Below are 20310 nucleotides of genomic sequence, written 5' to 3'. Positions count from 1 at the left end.
CCGGAAGGAGGTCCCGTGGCACTGATCCGCAGGGTCGCTTTGCTCTCCCTCCACACCTCTCCCATGGAACAGCCCGGCTCCGGTGATGCGGGCGGAATGAACGTCTACATCCGCGAGCTGGCCTCGGCGCTTGCCGAGGCAGGCGTGGAGGTGGAGATCTTCACGCGCGCCACCTCAGCCGACCAGCCCGCCGTCGAGCATCCCGACCCCGGCGTGTGCGTGCACAACGTCCTGGCCGGGCCGCCCAAAAAGATCCCCAAAGAGGAACTTCCCGGGCTGCTGCACGCCATGGTGGCCGAAATCGAGCAGATCCGCCGCCGCCAGCCGCATGGCCGGTACGACGTCATCCATTCGCACTACTGGGTGTCCGGGATCGCCGGGCTGGAGCTGTCACAGCTGTGGGGCGTGCCGCTGGTGCATACCATGCACACCATGGCCAAGGTCAAGAACCTGCTGCTGGAGTCCGGCGAACAGCCCGAGCCCCTGCGCCGCGAAGTGGGCGAGCACCGCATCGTTGAGGGCGCCTCAAGGCTCATCGCCAACACCAGCTCGGAGGCCGCCGAACTGGTGTCCCATTACGGTGCCACCTACGACCGGATCGACATCGCGCCGCCCGGCGTGGACCTCGCCACGTTCACCCCCGCGTTCCGGGCACGGTCCCGGGCCGCGCACGGCGTCAGCCCGGACACGTTCCACCTGGTGTTCGCCGGCCGGATCCAGCGGCTCAAAGGTCCCCAGGTCCTGGTCAAGGCCGCGGCGCTGCTGCGGAAACGCCGCCCGGACATCGACCTGCGCGTCACCATCCTGGGCGCATTGAGCGGCAACAAGGAGTTCAACCTGCGCTGCCTGGTGACGGAAGCAGGAATGGACGACGCCGTCACGCAGCTTCCGCCCGTGAAGGCACCTGAGCTTGCATCCTGGTTCCGCGCGGCCGACGTCGTGGTGATGCCTTCCTTCAGCGAATCCTTCGGGCTGGTGGCACTCGAAGCGCAGGCCTGCGGCACTCCCGTGGTGGCCACCCGGGTGGGCGGACTGTCCCGTGCCATCTTCCACGGCCGGACCGGGCTCCTGGTGGACGGCCACCACGCTGCCGACTGGGCCGATGCGCTGGAGGCCCTCTACGACGACCCCGCCACCCGCGAAGACTTGGGCCGCGCCGCCGCCATCCGCGCCCAAAACTCCGGCTGGCAGCGCACTGCCGCCATCACGCTGGAGAGCTACCATGCCGCCGTCGACACCTTTGCGGGCCGCCGCCTGGCCCCGGTGGTTCCGGCGTCCTGATGGTCCCGCTCCCTGGTGCTGCGTGCTCTTGGAGCTGGGTGCTGTTAGCTTAGGGGCAGGTCTCCGGCACCGGTTCTGGTGCAGGGAAAAAGACCGCGCAGGAAAGGACAAGGATGTCTGCTCTCCCCTCTGATCTCGAAATAGCCCGCGCCGCCCGCATCCGCCCCATCGGGGACATCGCGGCCGCAGCAGGGGTCAACGCTGACGCGCTGGAACAGTACGGGCGGTACAAGGCGAAGATCGATCCGGCCAGGCTTACGGCACCCGCTCCCCACGGCAAGGTGGTGCTGGTCTCGGCCATGTCGCCCACTCCTGCCGGTGAGGGCAAGTCCACCACCACGGTGGGCCTGGCAGATTCGCTGGCCCGCGCCGGCCACAAGGTGATGATCGCGCTGCGGGAACCGTCCCTGGGCCCGGTGCTGGGCATGAAGGGCGGTGCCACCGGCGGGGGTTATTCGCAGGTGCTGCCCATGGACGAGATCAACCTGCACTTCACCGGCGACTTCCACGCGATTACATCGGCCAACAACGCCCTGATGGCACTGGTGGACAACCACATCTACCAGGGCAACGCACTGAACATCGATCCGCGGCGGATGACGTTCAAGCGCGTCCTGGACATGAACGACCGCTCCCTGCGGGAAGTGGTGATCGGCTTGGGCGGCCCCTCACAGGGCGTCCCGCGTCAGGACGGGTTCGACATTACCGTGGCGTCGGAGATCATGGCTGTTTTCTGCCTGGCCACGGACCTGGCGGACCTCCGCTCGCGGCTGGGCCGGATCACGTTCGGCTACACCTACGACCGGGCACCCGTGAGTGTGGCGGACCTTGGGGTGGAGGGTGCGTTGACACTGCTGCTGAAAGAGGCGGTCAAGCCCAACCTGGTGCAAACGATCGCCGGCACCCCGGCTTTGGTGCACGGCGGTCCCTTCGCAAACATCGCCCACGGCTGCAATTCGCTCATTGCCACCCAGACCGCCCGGCGGCTGGCGGACATCGTGGTGACGGAAGCCGGTTTCGGGGCTGACCTGGGGGCCGAAAAGTTCATGGACATCAAAGCCCGGATCGGCGGCCTTGCACCCTCCGCCGTGGTGGTAGTGGCCACCGTGCGGGCCCTGAAGATCCAGGGCGGCGTGGCCAAGGCCCAGCTGACGCGGCCGGACCTGGCCGCTCTGGAAGCCGGCGTGGAGAATCTGCGCCGCCACGTCCGTAACGTGGAGAAGTTCGGCGTCACCCCGGTGGTGGCCATCAACAAGTTCTCGTCCGATACGCCGGAGGAACTCGACTGGCTGCTCACCTGGTGCGCGGCCGAAGGTGTGCTGGCCGCGGTGGCCGATGTGTGGGGCCGCGGCGGCGGCGGGGACGGCGGCGACGAACTCGCTGCGTTGGTTGCGGAGGCGGTGGCAGGGCCCAACAGCTTCCGGCACCTCTATTCACTGGGGCTCTCGGTCGAGGATAAGATCCGGACCATCGCCCAGGAAATTTACGGCGCAGACGGCGTGGACTTCTCCGTCCCGGCCCTGAAGCGGCTCGCCGACATCGAGCGGAACGGCTGGAGCGCATTGCCCGTGTGCATGGCCAAGACACAATACTCGTTCACCGACGATGCCTCGCGCCTGGGCGCACCCAAGGGCTTCACCATCCACGTCCGGGACCTGCTGCCCAAGACCGGTGCCGGCTTCATCGTGGCGCTGACCGGTGCTGTGATGACCATGCCGGGCCTCCCCGCCGTCCCGGCCGCGCTGCGCATGGACGTGGACGACGACGGCAACCCCGTGGGCCTCACCTGACACCCCCGCTCACGTCCTACCGCTTTTCCCCAAACCCCCGCTCACTTCCTACCGCTTTTCCCCAAACCCCCGCTCACATTTCGCTGATTTTCCGGTAACCCCCGCTCGCATTTCGCTGATTTTCCGGTAACCCCCGCTCACGTTTGACAGCATTGGTTTGCGCCTGTGGATAACTTCGACCGGCTGCCCACTGTTTGTATCAGAATGCAGTATGCGATCCCGCCAGCCCCTGCCTGCTCCTTTGGCCAGCAGACCTTTCACGCTCGAAAGTTCCAGGAGCGCGGGACTGCACAGCAGCCGCTTGCGGCGTACAGATGTTGCGCACATCAGCCGGGGACTTTACCGTCCGGCCGGGTGGGATTTCTGTCTGGAAGAGGCAGCCCGGGCCTTATCCGAGGCTACGCCCGGGGCATGGATTTCACATGTCACCGCCGCTCGAATCCAAAGTTTCCTCCTGCCGGCGTGGCTCTCCGACTCCAACGAGCTGCATCTGAGCAAACCGACTGCCCTTCCCGGAGCACGAAGAAGAGGAATCTGTGGCCACCGGGTCATTGTGAAGCCGGGCGAGATCGAATTAGTTGACGGGATCTGGGTCAGCACCAAGGCCCGAACATGGTTGGACATGGCAAGACAACTGCCTCTGACCGATTTGGTGGCTGTGGGAGACGGACTTATCCGCATACCCCGGCCCGAACTGGAGGGCAGAGAGGGCGCGTACTCGACAGTTGAGGAACTACGCGGTCTGGTTGCCCGTCATCCAAATCTGCAGGGTGTTGTGCGTGCCAGGCAGGCGCTGGACCTGATGCGGGTGGGGTCTGACTCTGCGCCAGAGACGTTTCTTCGACTAGCCATGCTTGACGCAGGCCTTCCCGAACCGGAGTTGCAGATAGCACTCCGCCCCGGAGACGCCCGACCGCCGTCTGCCGACCTCGGCTTTCGACGGCGAAGAGTTGCAATTCAGTACGACGGCGGCCATCACCTTTTGGAGCCACAGCGACTGAGCGACCGGCGCAGGGACAAGGCGTTCGAAGCGGCTGGATGGACCGTTGTCATCATTGACAAAGCCGACCAGGAGGACGATTACGCTCCTGCCATCAAGAAGATCAAGCGGGCTTTGAGGAGTTCAACCGTCGATCCCTCAATCAGCTCAGGGTTTACCAACATATGACTTGGCAAACTGCCTCAGGTGAGCGGGCGTTCAGGAACAACACGCAAGACGTGAGCGGGCGTTCAGGAACAACACGCAAGACGTGAGCGGGCGTTCAGGAAAAACATGCCAGACGTGAGCGGGCGTGTTAAGGAAAGACGCTCCCCCACCAGTGAACTGGCGAGGGAGCGTCCGGGAACGGGGTTAGCGCTCGAGGTCACCGCGGATGAAGGCTTCGACCTTTTCGCGGGCGAGGTCGTCGTTGAACTGCTCCGGCGGGGACTTCATGAAGTAGCTGGAGGCAGAAACCAGCGGGCCGCCGATGCCACGGTCCAGGCCGATCTTCGCGGCACGGATGGCATCGATGATCACGCCTGCGGAGTTCGGGGAATCCCAAACCTCCAGCTTGTACTCCAGGGATACCGGGGCGTCACCGAAGTTCCGGCCTTCCAGGCGCACGAAGGCCCACTTGCGGTCGTCAAGCCACTGGACGTAGTCGGACGGACCGATGTGCACGTCCTTGGCTGCCAGCTCGGCCTCCACGTTCGAGGTCACAGCCTGGGTCTTGGAGATCTTCTTGGACTCCAGCCGGTCACGCTCCAGCATGTTCTTGAAGTCCATGTTCCCGCCAACGTTGAGCTGGTAAGTCCGGTCCAGGGTCACACCCCGGTCCTCGAACAGCTTGGCCATCACGCGGTGGGTGATGGTGGCACCGATCTGGCTCTTGATGTCGTCACCAACGATCGGAACGCCCGCGGCGGTGAACTTGTCCGCCCACTCCTTGGTCCCGGCAATGAAGACCGGCAGGGCGTTGACGAACGCCACGCCGGCGTCGATGGCCGCCTGGGCGTAGAACTCGGCAGCCTGCTGGGAACCCACGGGCAGGTAGCAGACCATCACGTCAACGGCCGCGTCCTTCAGGGCCTGGACAACGTCCACGGGCTCTTCGGTGGACTGCTCGATGGTCTCGAGGTAGTACTTGCCGAGGCCGTCAAGGGTGTGGCCGCGCTGAACGGTCACACCGGTGGGCGGAACGTCGGCGATCTTGATGGTGTTGTTCTCGCTGGCGAGGATGGCGTCCGAAAGGTCCACTCCGACCTTTTTGCCGTCAACATCGAAGGCGGCGACGAACTCAACGTCACCCACGTGGTACTGGCCAAACTCAACGTGCATCAGGCCCGGGATGGTTTCTGCCGGGTCGGCGTCCTTGTAGTAGTGGACGCCCTGCACCAGCGAGGCGGCGCAGTTACCCACGCCAACGATTGCAACACGGATGGGATGTGAAGACACAGAACTCCTTTGGGGACAAACGTCAGCCGGCCTGGTTGGCCTCCGAAGAACGGACGACGGCGGCCGGCTGGCATGGCGCCGCGCGGCGCCTTTTCATACTACCCAACACAGCGAGACCGCCGGTTGTTCCGGCGGTCCCGCTGTGTAACGCAAACAGTCTCGTCAGGCGTTCTGCTTCCAGAGGTTGATGTCTGATTCCACGGCGAACTCGTCGATGGCGGTCAGCTCTTCATCCGAGAAGGTGAGGTTGTTGATTGCAGACAGCGTGTCCTCCAGCTGCCGGACGCTGGAGGCGCCCACCAGTGCCGACGTGACGGGCGAACCCTTGGGCTGGTCACGCAGGATCCAGGCGATGGCCATCTGGGCCAGGGACTGCCCGCGGCCCTCGGCGATCTTCCGCAGTCCGCGGACCCGGTCCAGTTTTTCCTCCGTGATGGAGTCCTCGGAGAGGAACCGTGCCTTGGCTGCCCGGGAGTCTTCCGGGATGCCATGGAGGTAGCGGTCGGTGAGCATCCCCTGCGCGAGGGGCGAGAAGGCGATGGACCCGGCGCCCACCTGGTCCAGCACCTCGTAGAGGTTGGGCGAGCCGTCCTCGGTCCAGCGGTTGAGCATGGAGTAGCTGGGCTGGTGGATCAGCAGTGGCGTACCGAGTTCCTTGAGGATGCGCGCTGCCTCAAGGGTCTGCTCCGGGGTGTAGGAGGAGATGCCGGCGTACAGTGCCTTGCCGGAGCGGACGGCGTAGTCCAGGGCTCCCATGGTTTCCTCCATGGGAGTTTCCGGGTCCGGGCGGTGGCTGTAGAAGATGTCCACGTAATCCAGGCCCATGCGCTGCAGGGACTGGTCCAGGCTGGAGATCAGGTACTTGCGGGAACCCCATTCACCGTACGGGCCGGGCCACATGTAGTAGCCGGCTTTGGTGGAGATGACCAGCTCGTCGCGGTAGGGCTTGAAGTCGTCCCGGAGGTGCCGGCCGAAGTTCGTTTCCGCGGAGCCGTCCGGCGGCCCGTAGTTGTTGGCGAGGTCGAAGTGGTTCACCCCGAGGTCGAAGGCGCGGCGGAGGATGTCCCGCTGTTCCTCGAAGCGCTTGTCGTCGCCGAAGTTGTGCCACAGGCCCAGGGATATGGCCGGGAGCTTGAGCCCGCTGCGGCCCACCCGGCGGTAGGGCATGGATTCGTAGCGGTTCTCCGCTGCTGCATAGGTCATGCGTTCTGTCCCTCCTGTTGGTTTGCGATGATCGCGGCGCTCCAGGGCGCCATGGCCAGGGCCGCGCCGTCCAGCCCGGTCCCCTCGTCGGTGGCCAGCAGGACACCGCCCGAGGCGCCGTCCAGCCGGACCTTCGAATCGGAGAAATTCACCAGCACCTCGACGGATCCGCGCCGGAAGCGCAGCCAGCCGGCGTCGTCGTCGAACGAAACCCCTGTCCCGTCAAAGCCAAGGCCCGCCAGGTCCGGATGCGAGCGGCGAAGCGCCGTCAGCGACCGGTACAGCTCCAGGAGCCGCGCGTGGTCACCCGTGGCGGCCTCCGCCCAGTCCAGCTTGGACCGGCGGAAGGTTTCCGGGTCCTGCGGATCGGGCACGACGGCGGGATCCCACCCCATGCGCTCGAATTCCTTGATGCGCCCTTCCGCGGTGGCCTTTCCGAGCTCCGGTTCCGGGTGGGAGGTGAAGAACTGCCACGGTGTGGAGGCGCCGTATTCCTCGCCCATGAACAGCATGGGCGTGAACGGGGAGGTCAGCGTGAGGACCGCGGCCACGGCCAGCTGCCCGTAGGACAGGGACTGTGAGAGCCTGTCCCCCGTGGCCCGGTTGCCGATCTGGTCATGGTTCTGGTTGCAGACCACCAGCGCCGCCGGGTGTACCAGCGAGGCGTTGATGGGGCGTCCGTGGTGCCGGCCGCGGAAGCTGGAGTAGCTGCCGTCGTGCAGGAACCCGTCCTTCAGAACCTTGGCCAGCACGGCCAGGGATTCGAAGTCCGAGTAGTAGCCCGTGGTTTCGCCGCTGACGCTGACGTGGACCGCGTGGTGGAAGTCATCGCTCCACTGCCCGGCCAGGCCGTACCCGTTCACGTTCCGCGTGTAAATCAGGCGCGGATTGTTGAGGTCCGATTCCGCGATGAGGGTCTTGGGCAGCCCGGTTTCCGCCGAAATGGCGTCGCCCAACGCTCCCAGGTCCTCCAGGATGTGTACCGCGCGCTCGTCCCGCAGCGCGTGCACGGCGTCGAGCCGGAGCCCGTCCACGTGGTAGTCGCGCAGCCACAGGGCGGCGTTGTCCAGGATGTATTCGCGCACCACATCCGAGCCGGGTCCGTCCAGGTTCACCGAGTCACCCCAGGTGTTGGCGTCACCCTGTTTCAGGTACGGGCCGAACTTGGGGAGGTAGTTGCCGCTCGGTCCCAGGTGGTTGTACACCACGTCCTGGATGACGCCCAGCCCTGCCGCGTGGGCGGCGTCGACGAACCGCTGGTATGCAGCCGGCCCTCCGTAGCCTTCGTGAACCGTGTACCACTGGACGCCGTCGTAACCCCAGTTGTGGGTTCCGTTGAAGCCATTGACGGGCAGGAGCTCCACGAAGTCGATACCCAAATCCACCAGGTAGCCCAGCTTCTCCACGGCCGCGTCCAGCGTCCCTTCAGGAGTGAAGGTGCCGACGTGGAGCTCGTAGATGACACCACCCTGCAGGTCTTTGCCGCGCCAGCCGGAATCCCGCCAGGCGTATGCGGCGGGATCGTACGTCCGGGACTGCTTGTGCACACCGGCGGGCAGCCTGCGGGACCGCGGGTCCGGGACGGGGGTGGCGTCCCCGTCCAGCAGGTAGCCGTAGTCCACATCCCCGTCCGCCGGAGCATCAGGTGCGGTCCACCATCCTTCGGATCCCGGCGCCGTGTCCTTCTTCTGCATGGGGTACTGCCGGCCGTCGGCCAACAGAACCACCGATGAAACGTCCGGCGCCCACACATCGAAGCGCTCGGGTCCAACGTTGACCAGGGTCATGCCTTTTCTCCATCCACGGGTACCAGCAGGGCCACGGGGTAGGTACCCAGGACCTCTGCCACCGAAACCCGGCCGGGCCCGTAGCTGGCGCCGGTGAGTTCGTCGCGCATGGCAGTGGAAAGGTCGACGGCGGTGTCCCGCCACCCGCCGGCGGCTTCGAGTCCGGCGGGGAGCCGGGTGGCCAGCGTGAGGGCGCCGGAGGCAGCGTCCGTTCCGCGGGTGAACGCGAGCAGGTGTCCGGCGGCCGCGCCGGTTGCTGCCACCGGGGTGTACCCCTGGAACAGTTCCGGCCGGTCCCGGCGCAGGCGCAGCGCCCGAGAGGTGACCAACAGCTTGTTGGCCTCCGTGCCCGCCTCCGGCAACGTTCCGGCGTCGAGCTTTGCCAGCTCGTCCTGCCGCGCGGCGAAGTCCACGGGCCGGCGGTTGTCCGGGTCCGTGAGGGACCGTTCCCAGAACTCGCTGCCCTGGTACACGTCCGGCACGCCCGGCATGGTCAGCTGGACCAGCTTGGCTGAAACCGAGTTGGCGGCGGAGTAGGCGTCGATTCGGGCCACGAAGTCCTCCACCACCTTGGCCATCTTGGCGTCGTCGAAGACGGCATCCACAGCGGCCTTGACCTTGGCCTCGAAGTCCTCGTTGGGTTCGGTCCACATGGTGGAGTTGCCGGCCTCCCGGGCCGCCTTTTCCGCGTAGCCCTGCAGCCGCTCCCGGCTTGCCGGCCAGGCGCCGACGATGGCCTGCCACAGCAGGTTCTCGTACGGGCCATCGGGAATCGGCGCCAGGCCGCGGAGCGTTTCCAGCGTTTCGGCCCACTCGTGCGGCAGTTCGGCGATGACCGAGATCCGGGCCCGGGCATCCTCGCTGCGTTTGGTGTCGTGGGTGGACAGGGTGGTCATGGACAGCGGCTGGTCCTGCTGCCGGCGCTGCATCCGGCGGTGGAATTCCTCCGGTGCCACGGCGAACTCGGTGGGCTCGGCGCCCACCTCGGTCAGGGTGCCCAGGCGGGTGTAGCGGTAGAACGCGGTGTCCTCCACGCCCTTGGCCATGACCATGCCGGAGGTCTGCTGGAACCGGACGGCGATGGGGTTGGCCGGGTCCAGCAGCAGCGGAAGAAGGGTTCCCACCGCCATTTCGAGTTCCGGGCGGTGCGCTGCGGCGGACTCGCAGGCTTCCTTGAGGACCTCTGCGCCCACCGGCAGGTAGGAACGGTACACAGGGAAGGATGCAATGATCTCCGCGATGGCATCGGCCGCCTGGTCCACGGTGAGCCCAAAGGACTCGGGAACCAGCCGCGCCAGGCGCAGCACCTCGGAGCGCAGGATGCCGTCGGCGATCATGCGCTTGGTGCCGCGGATCATGGCAGCGTAGTCGGCGGGCTCGGAGGCACCCCGCAGTGAAGCGTCCAGCGCGTCCAGCGCCTGCTGCCCTGCAGGGTCCACGAAGACCCGGTCAACGTCGGCAAGTGCGTCGTACCCAGTGGTCCCCTCGCAGGCGAACTCCTGCGGCAGCACTTCGCCCGGTTCAAGGATTTTCTCCACCAGGACGTACGCGCCGCCGCTGAGGTCCTTCAGCCAGCGGAGGTAGCCGGAAGGATCAGCCAGGCCGTCCGGGTGGTCCACACGGAGCCCGTCCACCAGGCCCTCGGTGAACCAGCGGCCCACCTCGGCGTGTGCCTTCGCGAAGACGGACGGCTCCTCCACCCGGATGCCGGCGAGGGTGGTGACCGCAAAGAATCGCCGGTAGTTCAGCTCGGCATCGGCACGGCGCCAATCCATCAACTGGTAGTGCTGGCGGCTGTGGACGTCCTGCGGGGAGTCGCCCTCGCTGTACGTGCCCTCCGCCAGCGGGAACCGGTGGTCGTAGTAGCGGAGTTCGCCGTCCTTGATCTCGAGCTTGTCCAGGTCGGCGTCCGAGCCGAGCATGGGCAGCCGGACCTTTCCGCCGCCCAGGTCCCAGTCGACGTCGAACGCTTCGGCGTACGGCGACTTCCGGCCTTCCTTGAGCAGGGACCACCACCACGGGTTTTGCGGCGGGGATGCCACGCCCACGTGGTTGGGCACGATGTCCACCAGGACGCCCATGCCGTGCTCGCGGGCTGCCTTTGAGAGGGCCAGCAGGCCTTCCGGGCCCCCGCGGTCAGGGTCCACGGCGGAAGGATCAGTCACGTCATAGCCGTGGTCCGAGCCCTTCTCCGCGGTGAGGATGGGCGACAGGTACACCCAGTCGACGCCGAGGTCCTTCAGGTACGGGACCTTCTCCGCGGCGTCGAACAGGGTGAAGCTGCTGCGGATCTGCAATCGGTAAGTGGAGACCGGTGTCCTCATGCCTTGGTTGCCTTTGCCTCGCTCGCTTCCGCGGCCTTGGTCTGGGCTTCCACCATCTCCTCCTGCGCTTCCTCATGTTCAGCCATGGAGGCCAGCGAAGCGGCTGCGGAGGTGTCCACCTCTGCCTCAGGGCCGGAGTAGGCGCGGAGCACCACCATCGACTTCGCGTCCAGCGCCAGGGTCGCTTTGGCCTTGAGGGGATCGTAGGCATCGGCCTGCTTGGCCGTATCGATCAGCACCTCCCAGTATTGCGAATACTCGTCGGAGGGAAGGCAGAAGTCCACTGCGTCGTCATGCGCGTTGAACGCCATGATGAAGCTGTCATCGGTGATCCGGCGGCCGCGGGAGTCCTGTTCCTGGATGCCGTCGCCGTTGTAGAACACACCGATGGTCCGGCCGAAGCCGCTTCCCCAGTCCTCCGGCAACATCTCTGTGCCGTCGGTCTTCAGCCACACGATGTCCGGCAGCTTCTCGCCTTCACCACGCCGGACCGGGCGGCCGTCAAAGAAGCGGCTGCGGCGGAACGTCGGGTGGTCGTGGCGGAGCTTGTTGACGAAGGCGGTGAATTCAACAAGGGGCTGGTCCATGGCTTCCCAGTGGATCCAGCTGAGCTCGGAGTCCTGGCAGTAAGTATTGTTGTTGCCCTGCTGGGTACGGCCCAGTTCGTCACCGTGCAGCAGCATGGGCACGCCCTGGGAGAGCAGCAGCGTGGCGATGAAGTTCCGCTGCTGGCGGGCGCGCAGGGTCAGGACCTTGTCGTCATCCGTATCGCCTTCAACACCACAGTTCCAGGACCGGTTGTGGGATTCGCCGTCATTGTTGCCTTCGCCGTTGGCCTCGTTGTGCTTCTCGTTGTAGGAGACCAGGTCCCGCATGGTGAAGCCGTCGTGCGCGGTGACGAAGTTGATGGAAGCCACCGGGCGGCGGGCGGAGCTTTCGTACAGGTCCGCGGAGCCGGTGAGCCGGGAGGCGAATTCGCCCAGGGTGGACGGCTCGCCACGCCAGAAGTCGCGGACGGTGTCGCGGTACTTGCCGTTCCATTCCGTCCACTGCGGCGGGAAGTTGCCCACCTGGTATCCGCCGGGGCCAACGTCCCATGGCTCCGCAATCAGCTTGACCTGGGAAACTACCGGGTCCTGCTGGATGAGTTCGAAGAAGGTGGAGAGCTTGTCCACATCGTAGAACTCGCGGGCCAGGGTGGAGGCGAGGTCGAAGCGGAAGCCGTCCACGTGCATCTCAGTGACCCAGTAGCGCAGGGAATCCATCAGCAGCTGCAGGGAGTGCGGGTGGCGGACGTTGAGGGAATTGCCGGTGCCGGTGTAGTCCATGTAGTGCTTGAGGTCGTTGTCCACCAGGCGGTAGTAGGCCTGGTTGTCGATGCCCTTGAAGGACAGCGTCGGGCCCAGGTGGTTGCCCTCTGCCGTGTGGTTGTAGACGACGTCGAGGATCACCTCAATACCGGCGCGGTGCAGGTCGCGGACCATGGCCTTGAATTCCTGGACCTGGTGCCCCACGTCGCCGGTGGCGCTGTAGGTGTTCTGCGGGGCGAAGAAGCCGATGGTGTTGTAGCCCCAGTAGTTGTTGAGCCCCTTCTCCACCAGGGTGCCGTCGTTGACAAACTGGTGGACGGGCATGAGCTCGATGGCGGTGACGCCGAGCTTCTTCATGTGCTCGATCACTGCGGGGTGCGCCACGCCGGCATAGGTGCCGCGCTGCTCTTCGGGGATCTCCGGGTGCAGCTCGGTGAGGCCCTTGACGTGGGCTTCGTAGATAACGGACTCGTGGTACGGAATCTTCAGCTGGCGGTCGCCGTCCCACTCGAAGAACGGGTTGATGACCACGCCGTGCATGGTGTGCGGTCCGGAGTCGGCGTCGTTGCGGGAATCGGGATCACCGAATTCGTAGGAGAAGAGCGAGGGGTCCCAGTCGATCTGGCCCTGGATGGCCTTGGCGTAAGGGTCCATCAGCAGCTTGTTCGGGTTGAAGCGGTTGCCGCTGGCGGGATCGTACGGCCCGTGCACGCGGTAGCCGTACTTCTGGCCGGGCTGGATGTGCGGCAGGTAGCAGTGCCACACGTAGCCGTCCACCTCGGTCAGTTCAATCCGGGTCTCGGTCAGGTCATCGGCCAGGAGGCAGAGTTCCACCCGCTCTGCCCGTTCGCTGAACAGGGCGAAATTGGTGCCGGTGCCGTCAAAGGTAGCTCCCAGCGGGTAGGCATTTCCAGGCCAGACTTCCATCGTGCTCCTCATTATTTTGTCAACAGCAGACGGCATCGGAACGCCCCTGCTGCTGGTGCGAACTAATGCCTACCGTAGTGGTTGGCTGTGACTATTACGCTTCCATGCTCCATAGTTACTAAGCATGCTGACTTTACCCCAGATTTCGGGTAGGGCTTCTGCAATTCCGCTGGCGGCGATCGGCCCGCCTGACACGGCCTCCGACGCGGCCCTCCCGGCCCGTCCGTGCAGGGCTGCACCGAGCGCGGCGATGGCCGCCCAGCGCCCGTCAGCATCGATGCCCGCCGCACTGAAGCGTCCGACGTCGTGCCCTGCCTGGGCGAGGAGCGCACCGATGACGCCGGCCAGGACGTCCCCGCTGCCGGCAGTGGCGAGCCATGGCGTGCCGTCCGCCTGGCTGAAGGTGGCGCCCAGGGGCGCGGCCACGAGCGTGGTGGCGCCCTTGAGCAGGACGGTGGCCCCGGTGCGTTCGGCCGCGTGGCGGACGGCGGCCAGTGTGCCGGCCTCCACCGCCTCCCGGTCTTCCCCGCCGCCCAGGCGCTGGAACAGCGACGCGAGCTCCCCGGCGTGCGGCGTCAGCACCACGTGCGGCGCGAGCCTGTCAGGCAGTGCGGGCAGCGCGCCGGCGTCGGCCACCACGGGAAGGCCCGAGGCAATCGCATCCCCGGCCCGGGCCAGCTGCTCGTGGTCCTGTGGTCCCATGCCTGAGCCCACCAGCCAGGCCTGCACCCGGTTGTCCGCAACGCTTCCCGCGCTGCAGACCACCTCGGGGCAGGACTGGCGGACCAGGTGGGCCACTGACGGCGGACCGAGGTACCTGACCATGCCCACTCCTGCGGCCAGCGCACCACGGCACGCGAGGACAGCCGCGCCGGGGTAGTCCTCGGAACCGGCCACCACCCCCAGCACGCCGCGGGAGTACTTTTGCGCCCGCCGGGCCGGGTGCGGCAGGAGGGACGCCAAATCGGCGTCCTCAAGCCTGCGCAGGGACGGCTCCGGCAGGTGCTCCTCAATCCCGATGGGCACTACCAGCACCCGGCCGGCGTAGTCGGCGCCGGGGTCGGCCAGCAGGCCGTTCTTCGCTCCCCCGAACGTCACGGTCACATCAGCGGCCAGGACCGGAGCGGCGGCCTCTCCGCTGTCCGCGTCGACACCGCTGGGAAGGTCGCAGGCCACCACGAAGCCGCGACGCTGCGCGTCAGTGACAGCGCGCACCAGATCAGCGGCACTCCCCCGCAACCCGCCCTTCGCACCGGTTCCCAGCACGGCGTCAATCACGACGTCGGCGGCGGCCGTTTCGGCCGCGAGTCCCGGCAGTGCCGCGTCGGTGAGCTGCTGCACCCGGCCGCCGGCGCGCTCAAATGCGGCCAGGCCGGCCGGATGGGCGGCATCCCCGGTGAGGACCGCCGTCGTACGCATTCCACGGGCCGCCAGCATGGCACCGGCGAACAGGCCGTCGCCGCCGTTGTTGCCTGTGCCGGCCAGCACCACCACGCGTGAACCGTTCAGGCGGGCGCCGCGGGACTTGAGTTCATTGACGACGGCGTTGGCCAGCCCGTGTGCGGCGCGCTGCATGAGCACGTCCCCCAGTCCGGCGGCCAGGAGGGGCTTCTCGGCGGCCCGGACCTGCGTTCCGGTGTAGGCGCTGATCATGCGGCGGTGGCCTGATCAGCCCTCGGCCAGGACCGTGGCAGTGGCAATGCCGCCGTCGTGGCTGATGGACAGGTGCCAGCGCTTGACGCCCTTGGCCTCGGCAACCGCAAGGACGGTTCCCTTCACCTGGACGGTGGGGCCGTTCTGGTCAAGGCCGATCCAGCAGTCCTGCCAGTTCATGCCGGCCGGTGCGCCCAGGACCTTGGCCACTGCCTCCTTCGCGGCGAACCGGGCAGCCAGGGAGCGGATGTGCAATTCCCGTTCCGCAGGCACGAACAGGCGGTCCCTCAGGCCCGGTGTCCGCTCCAGCTGCCGGCCGAACCGCTCGATGTCTACTACGTCTACCCCGATGCCAACGATCATGGGTGTCATTCTACGGTGGCGGTCCCGGCCGGAAGCGGGTGTGCGGCGCCAGGCAGGCCGGATGTTGCCCTTGTCCGCCATCAGCGCAACCGCCCGGTTTTAGCACGGGCTTGTTAAGGCGGAAGCCCCGAGCCGTGTAGGCCCGGGGCTTCCGCCGTCTCCAGCTAGCGGATTACTCGACCGTGACGCTCTTGGCGAGGTTTCGGGGCTGGTCCACGTCGTAGCCCTTGGCTGCGGCGAGTTCCGCGGCGAAGATCTGCAGCGGGACGGTGGTCAACAGGGGCATGAGCAGGGTGGGGGTCTCCGGGACGTAGAAGACGTACTCGGCGTAGGCCTTGACGGCTTCGTCGCCTTCCTCGGCGATGACCAGGGTGCGGGCCCCGCGGGCGCGGACTTCCTGGATGTTGGAGACCACCTTGGCATGCAGCGAGTCGCGCCCGCGCGGGGACGGGACCACCACGAATACGGGCTGGCCGTCATCGATCAGGGCGATGGGGCCGTGCTTGAGCTCACCGGCGGCGAACCCTTCGGCGTGGATGTACGCGATTTCCTTGAGCTTCAGCGCGCCCTCCAGGGCCACGGGGAAGCCCACGTGCCGGCCCAGGAACAGCACGGACTTCTCGTTGGCCATGGACCGGGCCAGTTCGCGCAGCGGCCCGGCGTTGTCCAGGATGGTCTGGATCTTGTCCGGGATCTTGCCAAGGTCGGCCAGGACGTCCTTGATCTGGCCCGAGAAGATGTTTCCGCGCAACTGCGCTAGGTACAGGCCCAGCAGGTACGCGGCGGTGATCTGGGCCAGGAACGCCTTAGTGGAGGCCACCGCGATCTCCGGGCCGGCGTGCGTGTAGAGCACGGCGTCGGATTCGCGCGGGATGGTGGAGCCGTTGGTGTTGCAGATCGAGATGGTCTTCGCACCCTGTTCGCGGGCGTAGCGGACGGCCATCAGGGTGTCCATGGTCTCGCCCGACTGGCTGATGGACACCACCAGGGTGTTGTCGTCCAGGATCGGGTCCCGGTAACGGAACTCGTGCGCGAGCTCCACCTCGGTGGGGATCCGGCACCAGTTCTCAATCGCGTACTTCGCCACCATCCCGGCATACGCGGCGGTGCCGCAGGCCAGCACGATGATCTTGTTGACCTGCTTCAACAGCTCCGGGTCAATCCGCAGCTCATCCAGGGTCAGTTTGCCGTCCAGGTCGGACCGGCCCAGCAGGGTCTGCGTCACGGCGTCGGGCTGGTCATTGATTTCCTTCTCCATGAACGAGGAGAAACCGCCCTTTTCCGCCGAGGCCGGGTCCCAGTCCACGTGGTATTCCTTGCCCTGCGCCGGGTTGCCGAAGAAATCGGTGATCGTGACCGTGTCGGCGGTGATGGTGACGATCTGGTCCTGGCCCAGCTCCACCGCGCGGCGGGTGTAGTCGATGAACCCGGACACGTCCGAGCCCAGGAAGTTCTCCCCCTCGCCCAGGCCCACCACGAGAGGTGAGTTGCGGCGGGCGGCGACGACGACGTCGGGCTGGTCCGCGTGCACTGCCAGCAGGGTGAAGGCGCCCTCCAGGCGCTGGCAGGCCAGTTCCATGGCCTTGGTGAGGCCGCCGTTGGCGGGGTCCCCGCCCAGCTGGTTGCGGAGGATGTCAGCCAGCAGCGCGGCAGCGACCTCGGTGTCAGTCTCGGACAGGAAGCTCACGCCCTTTTCCAGCAGCTCGAGCTTGAGTTCGGCGAAGTTTTCGATGATGCCGTTGTGGATCACGGCGAGTTTGCCGCCATCGGCCAGGTGCGGGTGCGCGTTGCGGTCCGTCGGGCCACCGTGCGTCGCCCAGCGCGTGTGGCCGATACCGGTCAGGGTCTCGGGCAGCGGGTGGGCCTCCAGCTCGCCGATCAGGTTGCTCAGCTTCCCTGACTTCTTCCGCGACTCGATAGCCCCCTGGGACACCACTGCCACACCGGCAGAGTCATAACCGCGGTACTCCAGGCGGCGCAGCCCCTCAAGGACAACGTCCAACGCACTGTGTCCATCAATTGCACCGTCAACGGATCGGCCTACGTAACCCACGATTCCACACATAGGAACAAGACTATCGGCAGCGTGCCGGTTGCTCTAAACCGGAGGGCCGCTTTGTGATGTATCCGCGAGGCCACCGCCGCGCTGAGCAGGGGCGTCATTTCGCGATGGGCCGGGCGCGGGGCAGAATCTTTAGCGTGACTTCGCAACGCAATGACGCGAACGGGGAGGGTGCCTCGCCGTTCGTGGAGCTGGACCGGCACACCTGGTCCCGGCTCGCAGCCCAGATGGAACAGCCCCTTAATGAAGAGGACGTGCTGCGCCTTCGCGGGCTCGGTGACCCCTTGGACATCAAGGAGGTCAGGGACGTCTACCTGCCGTTGTCGCGGCTGCTGCACCTGTACGTGGAGGCTGCCGGGCAGCTGCACGCGGCCACCACCACGTTCCTCGGTGAGCAGACCCAGCGCACCCCGTTCGTAATCGGCGTGGCCGGCTCGGTTGCCGTGGGCAAGTCCACCATTGCCCGCGTGCTGCGGGAAATGCTGCGCCGCTGGCCCGGCACCCCCAATGTGGAGCTCATCACCACCGACGGTTTCCTCTACCCCCTGGCCGAGCTTAAGCGGCGTCAGCTGCTGGACCGGAAGGGTTTCCCGGAGTCCTACGACAGGCGTGCGCTGCTGCGTTTCGTGAGTGAGATCAAGGGCGGCGCGGAGGAAGTACGCGCGCCCTGGTACTCCCACGTTACGTATGACATCGTGCCCGGCAAGGAAGTGGTGGTCCGCCGCCCGGACGTGCTCATCGTGGAGGGCCTCAACGTCCTGGCACCGGCGCGTCCCCGGCACGACGGCCGGCAGGGCCTGGCGCTGAGCGACTTCTTCGACTTCTCCATTTACGTCGACGCCAAGACCTCCTACATCGAAGAGTGGTACGTGGACCGGTTCCGGAAGCTGCGGAGCACCGCGTTCGCGCAGCCGGAATCCTACTTCCACCGTTACGCCACGCTGTCCGATGACGAGGCGGAAGAGACCGCCCGGGACATCTGGAAGCGGATCAACGAGCCCAACCTGGAGGAGAACGTGCTGCCCACGCGTGGCCGGGCCCAGCTGGTGCTGACCAAAGAGGCGGACCACTCCATCCGCCGCATGCTGCTCCGGAAGGTGTAGCACAGGTGTGCTACGAATGCGGTTCCTCCAGCCGGCGCAGCTTCACCCGTTTCCTTGCAGCCGGGGCCGGGCTGACTGTCCTGGCAGCCTGCACGCCGGAGGCACCCAAGGCGGTGGCGCCGTCGTCCGCTGCTCCTTCCGCGTCCCCCTCCCCGGCAGCAGTCACCGGTTCGGCGGCCCCGACGGCGGAGACCGCCACGGTGGGCCAGTCACCGGCGGCGCCGTCCCCCACGCCGTCGCCCTCCGCCACGCTCGCGCGGCAGTTTTCGCTTGATGATCCGGCCAGTCAATGGGTGATCGTCAACAAACACCGGCCGCTGAAACCAGCCGACTACGTGCCGGCTGACCTGGTGCGCCCCGCCGTCGCCATCTCCGCCACCGGCGAGGCAGCGCTGCTGAACAGCACGACGGCGGCGGCGGCCGAGGCGATGTTCGCGGCGGCCGGGCGGGACGGCGTGGCGATGGTCCTGGCAAGCGGCTACCGCTCGTACAGCACGCAGGTGACCACCTACAACGGGTACGTCGCGGCGCGGGGGCAGGCCGACGCCGACACGGCCAGCGCGCGGCCCGGCCATTCGGAGCACCAGACGGGGTGGGCGTTCGACATCGGCGATGGCGGGGGCGCCTGCAGCTTCCAGCCGTGCTTCGCCGACCAGCCCGCGGCTACCTGGGCGAAGGCGAACGGACACCGGTTCGGGTTCGTGGTGCGGTACCCGTGGATGCTGCACCCCATCACGGGGTACTACTACGAGCCGTGGCACCTGCGGTACGTCGGCGTGGAGGCTGCCACGGACATGCTGAACCGCGGCATCGGCACGCTGGAGGAATACTTCGGCCTGGAGGCGGCGCCCGCGTACCTGTAATCCCGGTGCACTAGGTTGGTTCCCATGCTTAGTGGATTCAAGAATTTCGTTATGAAGGGCAACGTGGTTGACCTTGCCGTCGCCGTTGTCATGGGGACTGCGTTCGGCGCGGTGGTCACGGCGCTGGTGAACAAGGTCCTGATGCCCTTCGTCTCCGGCCTGGTGGGCGCCCCCAACTTTGACAGCTTCGGGAGGGTGGAGCTGAACGGCAACGCCATCGAGTTCGGGGTGCTGCTGACCGCCGTGGTCAACTTCCTGCTGATTGCTGCGGCCATCTACTTTGTGGTGGTGATGCCCATGAACATCATGATCGAGCGCCGCAACCGGCGGCTGGGGATCAACAAGGACGTGAAGAAGGACGCTGCCGAGGACCCGCAGGTTGCGCTGCTGACCGAGATCCGGGATGCGCTGAAGGAACGCGCAGTCTGAGTTTTTTACCAACGCAAGCGGCCGGGACTGCCCCCGGTTTTGTTGACTCCTTGACCTAGCGAGCTTGTGCTCGTGGAAGGATGTTGACCATGCCCACCGCTTATGGGGCGGAGTTCCGCCAGGATGTTATTGATGTGGCCCGCAAGGGCGAGGCGCCGCTGGCGCAGATCGCGAAGGACTTCGGGCTCTCGGTCACCACGCTAAAGCGCTGGATTGCCATCGCCGAACGTAAGGAATCCGGGGCCGGCCCTGCGGTGACGGAGTCGGCCGAGATGCGTGAGCTGAAGAAACGGAACCGGTTGTTGGAGCAGGAGAATGAGATTCTGCGCCGGGCGGCTGCCTATCTGGCAAGGGACATCAACCCAAAATGACTTACCCGCTGGTCACGGATCTTGCCGCCGACGGTGTTCCCGTGGCGGTGACCTGCAGGGTGTTGGGATTCAGCAAGCAAGGCTATTACCGGTGGAGGGCCAGCCCGGTGACGGACCGGGACTGGATCGATGCGCACCTCGTCAACGCCGCCCTGGACATCCACACCGACGACCCGGCCTTCGGGTACCGGTTCATCGCCGACGAGCTCCCGGAGAAGGTCATCGTGCCGGACGAGAACAGGGTCCAGCGCCTGTGCATGGACCACGGCATCTGGTCGGTGTTCTCCAAGAAAAGGGGCCTGAACCATAGACCTAGGCAGCCGGTCCCCGACGAACTCGCTGATCGTGACTTCACAGCCGCAGCGGCGAACGACCTTTGGCTGACCGACACTACCGCGCACCACACT

At 66.4% G+C, this 20310-nt stretch carries 14 protein-coding genes and 1 pseudogene; 7 read left to right on the top strand and 8 right to left on the bottom strand.

Features of this window, described 5'->3' with window-relative positions; translation table 11 throughout:
• Positions 1–15: 15 nt before the first annotated feature.
• From mshA to J7I84_RS21935, 3 genes are all read left to right on the top strand, one after another.
• Positions 16–1281: a D-inositol-3-phosphate glycosyltransferase gene (gene mshA, locus J7I84_RS18265; RefSeq protein WP_214945953.1), complete on the top strand. Its 1266-nt coding sequence runs from the start codon at positions 16–18 to the stop codon at positions 1279–1281.
• 113 nt (positions 1282–1394) lie between these two features.
• Positions 1395–3071 carry a formate--tetrahydrofolate ligase gene (locus tag J7I84_RS18260; RefSeq protein ID WP_214945952.1) on the top strand — a complete coding sequence of 559 codons (1677 nt, stop codon included), beginning with the start codon at positions 1395–1397 and terminating at the stop codon, positions 3069–3071.
• A gap of 622 nt (positions 3072–3693) precedes the next feature.
• Positions 3694–4239, top strand: a complete 546-nt coding sequence (locus J7I84_RS21935; protein WP_311381164.1) for a hypothetical protein — start codon at positions 3694–3696, stop codon at positions 4237–4239.
• Between the two features lie 183 nt (positions 4240–4422).
• On the opposite strand, the gene J7I84_RS18250 is transcribed toward J7I84_RS21935, so the two are convergent.
• The 8 genes from J7I84_RS18250 to glmS form a co-directional block, all read right to left on the bottom strand.
• Entirely contained in the window at positions 4423–5508 is a 1086-nt protein-coding gene (locus J7I84_RS18250; protein ID WP_214945950.1) for an inositol-3-phosphate synthase, read from the bottom strand.
• Positions 5509–5670: 162 nt separating this feature from the next.
• On the bottom strand, positions 5671–6711 hold the full coding sequence (gene mgrA, locus J7I84_RS18245; RefSeq protein ID WP_214945949.1) for an L-glyceraldehyde 3-phosphate reductase: 1041 nt from the start codon (positions 6709–6711) through the stop codon (positions 5671–5673).
• Positions 6708–8498 (bottom strand): malto-oligosyltrehalose trehalohydrolase, encoded by a 1791-nt coding sequence (gene treZ / locus J7I84_RS18240; protein WP_214945948.1) that lies wholly within the window; start codon positions 8496–8498, stop codon positions 6708–6710. Before treZ ends, mgrA begins: the two co-directional genes overlap by 4 nt.
• Entirely contained in the window at positions 8495–10822 is a 2328-nt protein-coding gene (gene treY, locus J7I84_RS18235; protein ID WP_214945947.1) for a malto-oligosyltrehalose synthase, read from the bottom strand. Before treY ends, treZ begins: the two co-directional genes overlap by 4 nt.
• Positions 10819–13059: a glycogen debranching protein GlgX gene (gene glgX, locus J7I84_RS18230; RefSeq protein ID WP_214945946.1), complete on the bottom strand. Its 2241-nt coding sequence runs from the start codon at positions 13057–13059 to the stop codon at positions 10819–10821. Before glgX ends, treY begins: the two co-directional genes overlap by 4 nt.
• A gap of 69 nt (positions 13060–13128) precedes the next feature.
• Positions 13129–14712, bottom strand: a complete 1584-nt coding sequence (locus tag J7I84_RS18225) for an NAD(P)H-hydrate epimerase (RefSeq protein WP_214945945.1) — start codon at positions 14710–14712, stop codon at positions 13129–13131.
• Positions 14713–14727: 15 nt separating this feature from the next.
• Positions 14728–15075, bottom strand: coding sequence for a holo-ACP synthase (locus J7I84_RS18220; protein WP_214945944.1), 348 nt, complete (start codon positions 15073–15075; stop codon positions 14728–14730).
• Between the two features lie 172 nt (positions 15076–15247).
• Entirely contained in the window at positions 15248–17140 is a 1893-nt protein-coding gene (gene glmS / locus J7I84_RS18215) for a glutamine--fructose-6-phosphate transaminase (isomerizing) (RefSeq protein ID WP_214945943.1), read from the bottom strand.
• 104 nt (positions 17141–17244) lie between these two features.
• Here glmS and coaA point away from each other — a divergent pair, with 104 nt between their 5' ends.
• The 4 genes and pseudogenes from coaA to J7I84_RS18195 all read left to right on the top strand — a co-directional run.
• A complete protein-coding gene (coaA, locus tag J7I84_RS18210; protein WP_214946033.1) occupies positions 17245–18240 on the top strand; it encodes a type I pantothenate kinase in 996 nt (331 codons plus the stop codon).
• A gap of 5 nt (positions 18241–18245) precedes the next feature.
• Positions 18246–19103: a D-alanyl-D-alanine carboxypeptidase family protein gene (locus J7I84_RS18205; RefSeq protein ID WP_214945942.1), complete on the top strand. Its 858-nt coding sequence runs from the start codon at positions 18246–18248 to the stop codon at positions 19101–19103.
• A 24-nt stretch (positions 19104–19127) separates the two neighbouring features.
• Positions 19128–19532, top strand: a complete 405-nt coding sequence (mscL, locus tag J7I84_RS18200; protein ID WP_214945941.1) for a large conductance mechanosensitive channel protein MscL — start codon at positions 19128–19130, stop codon at positions 19530–19532.
• Between the two features lie 89 nt (positions 19533–19621).
• Positions 19622–20310, top strand: a pseudogene (locus J7I84_RS18195) (IS3 family transposase); the annotation flags it as partial.

The organism is Arthrobacter sp. ISL-85 (assembly GCF_018613675.1).
In the GTDB taxonomy this organism is placed as follows: Bacteria; Actinomycetota; Actinomycetes; order Actinomycetales; family Micrococcaceae; genus Arthrobacter.
The sequence above is the reverse complement of the archived record's forward strand: the minus strand, read 5'-3'. Positions and strand labels throughout refer to the sequence as shown.